Origin of the sequence: Streptomyces sp. IBSBF 3136 (genome assembly GCF_036815105.1) — a bacterium.
Taxonomy (GTDB): Bacteria; Actinomycetota; Actinomycetes; order Streptomycetales; family Streptomycetaceae; genus Streptomyces.
The window spans coordinates 1-4,437 of sequence record NZ_JAJSZC010000416.1; the positions used below are offsets into that span (position 1 = coordinate 1).

Annotated in this window: 3 protein-coding genes; 2 read left to right on the plus strand and 1 reads right to left on the minus strand. The window is 73.4% G+C overall.

Annotation, left to right across the window (positions count from 1 at the left end; translation table 11 throughout):
* Window positions 1-223: 223 nt before the first annotated feature.
* Window positions 224-1,159 carry a homocysteine S-methyltransferase gene (mmuM, locus tag V7E45_RS39710; RefSeq protein WP_333779158.1) on the minus strand — a complete coding sequence of 312 codons (936 nt, stop codon included), beginning with the start codon at window positions 1,157-1,159 and terminating at the stop codon, window positions 224-226.
* 120 nt (window positions 1,160-1,279) lie between these two features.
* Here mmuM and argG point away from each other — a divergent pair, with 120 nt between their 5' ends.
* On the plus strand, window positions 1,280-2,728 hold the full coding sequence (gene argG / locus V7E45_RS39715) for an argininosuccinate synthase (protein ID WP_333779159.1): 1,449 nt from the start codon (window positions 1,280-1,282) through the stop codon (window positions 2,726-2,728).
* A gap of 306 nt (window positions 2,729-3,034) precedes the next feature.
* Window positions 3,035-4,437 (plus strand): DUF2264 domain-containing protein (locus V7E45_RS39720; RefSeq protein ID WP_333779160.1); only part of this gene is annotated, 1,403 nt, incomplete at its 3' end.

Sequence of the window (4,437 nt, forward strand, 5' to 3'; positions counted from 1 at the left end):
CCGCCTGCGCCGCTCGGTGGGGGCCCGGCGTCGGTGAGGTGGGGTGGTGGGGGATTGGTGGTTGGTGGTCGACCGTTGGTGGTCGCCGGTCGCCGGTCGCCGGTCGCCGGTCGCCGGTCGCCGGTCGACAGTCGGCAGTCGGCAGTCGGCAGTCCTGCGTTGTGGGTCGCCGGTCGACAGTCGACAGCTGGCCGTATACGGAATCCCGTCGCGCGCCCGTTCCCTACGCCGTCCCGGCGGAGCCCAGCGCGTGGGCCACGGCCGTGATCGCCCGCGGCCCCACCCGGCAGCATCCGCCGATCAGCCGCGCCCCCGCCTCCCGCCACTTCTCGACCTGGTCGCTGCCGAAGGTGCTCCGACCGGTCCAGGCCCGGGCCTGCGCGTCCCAGACCTCGCCGCTGTTGGGATAGACGACCACCGGCTTCCCGGTCACCCGAGCCGCCGTCTCCACGGCGTGCTCGACGTCCTCGGGAGCGCAGCAGTTGACCCCGACGGCGATGATCTCGTCGGCGCCGGCGGCCAGGGCGAAGGCCTCCGCCAGGGGCTGGCCGGCCCGGGTGCGGCCGCCGTCGACCGTGTACGAAAGCCAGGCGGGCACCCCAAGCCCGCGCACCGCGCGCAGCAGCGCCGCCGCCTCGTCCGCGTCCGGGACCGTCTCCAGCGCCAGCACGTCCGGCTCGGCGGCGGCCAGCACCTCAAGTCGCGGCCGGTGGAACCGCTCCAGCTCCGTGACGCTCAGCCCGTACCGGCCCCGGTACTCGGACCCGTCCGCGAGCATCGCCCCGTACGGTCCGGCCGACGCCGCCACCCACAGCGGCCGCGTCACACCCGCCTGCCGTGCCTGCCGGGCCGCCTCACGGGCCAGCCCGACACTCGACGCCATGAGCCGTGCGGCCTCCTCGCGGCCGATGCCGCGCCTGCCGAAGCCCTCGAAGGTGGCCTGGTAGCTGGCGGTGATCGCCACGTCCGCGCCCGCCGTGAAGTAGGCGAGGTGCGCCTCCGTGACCGCCTCGGGCCGCTCGGCCAGCAGTCGCGCCGACCACAACTCGTCGCTCAGGTCGTGCCCGGCCGCGGCGAGCTGGTTGGACATGCCGCCGTCGAGGACGACCGTGCTGGTGACGAGGGTGTCGGCGAGGCTCGGGGCGGTGTCGCTTGTCATGCCCCGACGCTAGTCGAAGCACGGTGCGAACAGCCCGGTCCGTCCAGCTGACGGGCACCCGGCCGCAGCGCGTGACCTCAGACGTTTGCATGAAGATGCGGAACGTTGCATAATTTTGCTATGTCCAAGGTCCTCACCTCCCTCCCCACCGGCGAGCGGGTCGGTATCGCCTTTTCCGGCGGCCTCGACACCTCAGTCGCCGTCGCCTGGATGCGCGACAAGGGTGCCGTCCCGTGCACCTACACCGCCGACATCGGTCAGTACGACGAGCCCGACATCGCCTCCGTGCCCGGCCGTGCCTTCGCGTACGGCGCCGAGATCGCCCGCCTCGTCGACTGCCGGGCCGCGCTGGTCGAGGAAGGGCTGGCGGCGCTCGCCTGCGGCGCGTTCCACATCCGCTCGGGTGGCCGCCCGTACTTCAACACCACGCCGCTGGGGCGCGCCGTCACCGGCACGCTGCTGGTGCGGGCCATGCTCGAGGACGGGGTGCAGATCTGGGGCGACGGCTCCACCTTCAAGGGCAACGACATCGAGCGCTTCTACCGCTACGGTCTGCTCGCCAACCCCCACCTGCGGATCTACAAGCCCTGGCTGGACGCCGACTTCGTCACGGAGCTGGGCGGCCGCAAGGAGATGTCGGAGTGGCTGCTCGCGCACGGGCTGCCGTACCGGGACTCGACGGAGAAGGCGTACTCCACGGACGCCAACATCTGGGGCGCCACCCACGAGGCCAAGACCCTGGAGCACCTCGACACCGGCATCGAGACCGTCGACCCGATCATGGGGGTGCGGTTCTGGGACCCGTCGGTGGAGATCGCCTCCGAGGACGTGACGATCGGCTTCGACCAGGGCCGCCCGGTCAGCGTCAACGGCAAGGAGTTCGCCTCTCCGGTCGACCTCGTCATGGAGGTCAACGCGATCGGCGGCCGGCACGGGATCGGCATGTCCGACCAGATCGAGAACCGGATCATCGAGGCCAAGAGCCGCGGCATCTACGAGGCGCCCGGTATGGCGCTGCTGCACATCGCATACGAGCGCCTCGTCAACGCCATCCACAACGAGGACACCGTCGCCGCCTACCACAACGAGGGCCGGCGGCTCGGCCGGCTGCTCTACGAGGGCCGCTGGCTGGACCCGCAGGCGCTCATGGTGCGCGAGTCGCTGCAGCGCTGGGTCGGCGCGGCGATCACCGGCGAGGTGACCCTGCGACTGCGGCGCGGCGAGGACTACTCGATCCTCGACACCAGCGGCCCGGCGCTCAGCTACCACCCGGACAAGCTCTCCATGGAGCGGACCGAGGACTCGGCGTTCGGCCCCGTGGACCGCATCGGTCAGCTCACCATGCGGAACCTGGACATCGCCGACTCCCGCTCGCGGCTGGAGCAGTACGCCGGCCTGGGCATGGTCGGCACCGGCCAGCCCACGCTCGTCGGCGCCGCGCAGGCGGCCTCGACCGGGCTGATCGGTGCCATGGCCGAGGGCGGCGCCGAGGCGATCGCCTCGCGCGGCGAGGTCGCCGACGAGGAGGCGATGCTCGACCGCGCCGCGATGGAGTCCGGCACGGACTGAGCCGACCTGATCGGGCTGGATCCGGCCGGACCGGGCCGGACCAGGGTGTGGATCTGTGGATCGGGGGGGGGGGGGGGGGGGGGGGGGGGGGGGGGGGGGGGGGGGGGGGGGGGGGNCCCCCCCCCCCCCCCCCCCCCCCCCCCCCCCCCCCCCCCCCCCCCCCCCCGCCGCTCGTCGTGGCGTACTCGTCGGTGGCGGAAGCTCGCCCGGCATCGGGTGCCGAGGCCGGAACACGGGTAGCGAAGGCGAGGAGGGCCGCCGAGGCCGAAGGTCGGCAAGACCAGGAAGGGAAGGACCGCGACCGTGATCCACCTGCCCGCCGAGGACCGCACCACGAGCCCGTACACCGGTTACACCCGCGCCCATTGGGAGACCGCCGCCGACGCCCTGCTCGCCGCCGTGGAGCCCTGGGCCACCCCCGACCGCGCCCTCTACCACCTCCCCGGTGACCATGTGAGCCACTCGGGCCACCTCTCCGACGGCCTGGAGGGATACGCCCGCACGCTGCTGCTGGCCGCCTTCCGCCAGGACGAGACCGTCCTCGGCCGCTACGCCGACGGCCTGCGCACCGGGCCCGGCGGTGTCTGGCCGAGCGTCACCGACCGGAGCCAGCCCCTGGTCGAGGCGGCGTCCATCGCCCTCGCCCTGCGCCTGACCCGACCGCTGCTGTGGGACCGCCTCGACCGGCCCGTGCAGGAGCGGACGGCCGCCTGGCTCATCGGCGCGCTCACCGCCGAACCCTGGCCGTGCAACTGGGAGTTGTTCCCCGTGACCGTCGGCGGCTTCCTGCTGGAGATCGGCCACGAACCCGAGGCGGCCCGCAAGGCGGTCGACCGCGGCCTGGAGCGCATCGAGGACTGGTACGTCGGCGGCGGCTGGTACACCGACGGGGACGGCCGCAAGTACGACTACTACAACGGCTGGGCCATGCACCTGTACCCGGTGCTGCACGCCTGGCTCGCGGGCGACGAGCGGCTCCTCGACCTCTACGGCGCCCGCCTGGAGGCCCATCTCGCCGACTACTCCCACCTGTTCGGCACCGACGGCGCGCCCCTGCACCAGGGCCGCTCGCTGACGTACCGGTTCGCCACCGCGGCCCCGCTGTGGCTCGGCGCGCTCACCGGACGTACACCGCTGCCGCCGGGCGAGACGCGCCGGCTGGCGTCCGGCGCGCTCAAGTACTTCCTGGACCGTGGGGCCGTGGACGGCCGGGGCCTGCTGACCCTCGGCTGGCACGGCCCCGACGAGACCGTCCTGCAGAGCTACTCAGGACCGGCCTCGCCGTACTGGGCCGCCAAGGGCTTCCTCGGCCTCCTGCTGCCACCTGACCACGCGGTCTGGACGGCACCCGAGGAGCCCGGACCGGCCGGGCGAGCCGACGTGGTGCGACCGGTCGAGGGCCCCAACTGGCTCTTGCAGTCGACCCGTTCGGACGGTGTGGTCCGACTGCACAACCACGGCAGCGAGGACGTCCGGTACGACCCGCACTACACCCGCTTCGCCTACTCCACGGTCACCCGCCCGCTCGCGTCGCCGCCCGACAACGTCGTCGTGATCGGCGGGGACCCCGTCCGTTCGGGCATCGTGCCGCTGGGCGTCGGAGAGGACTGGGCGGCCTCCCGGTACACCGTGGCGTCCGGGGCGCGGGTGACCAGCCTGGTGGTGGCCGACGGGGCGGTGGAGGTGCGGGCCCATCTGGTGGCGGGGGC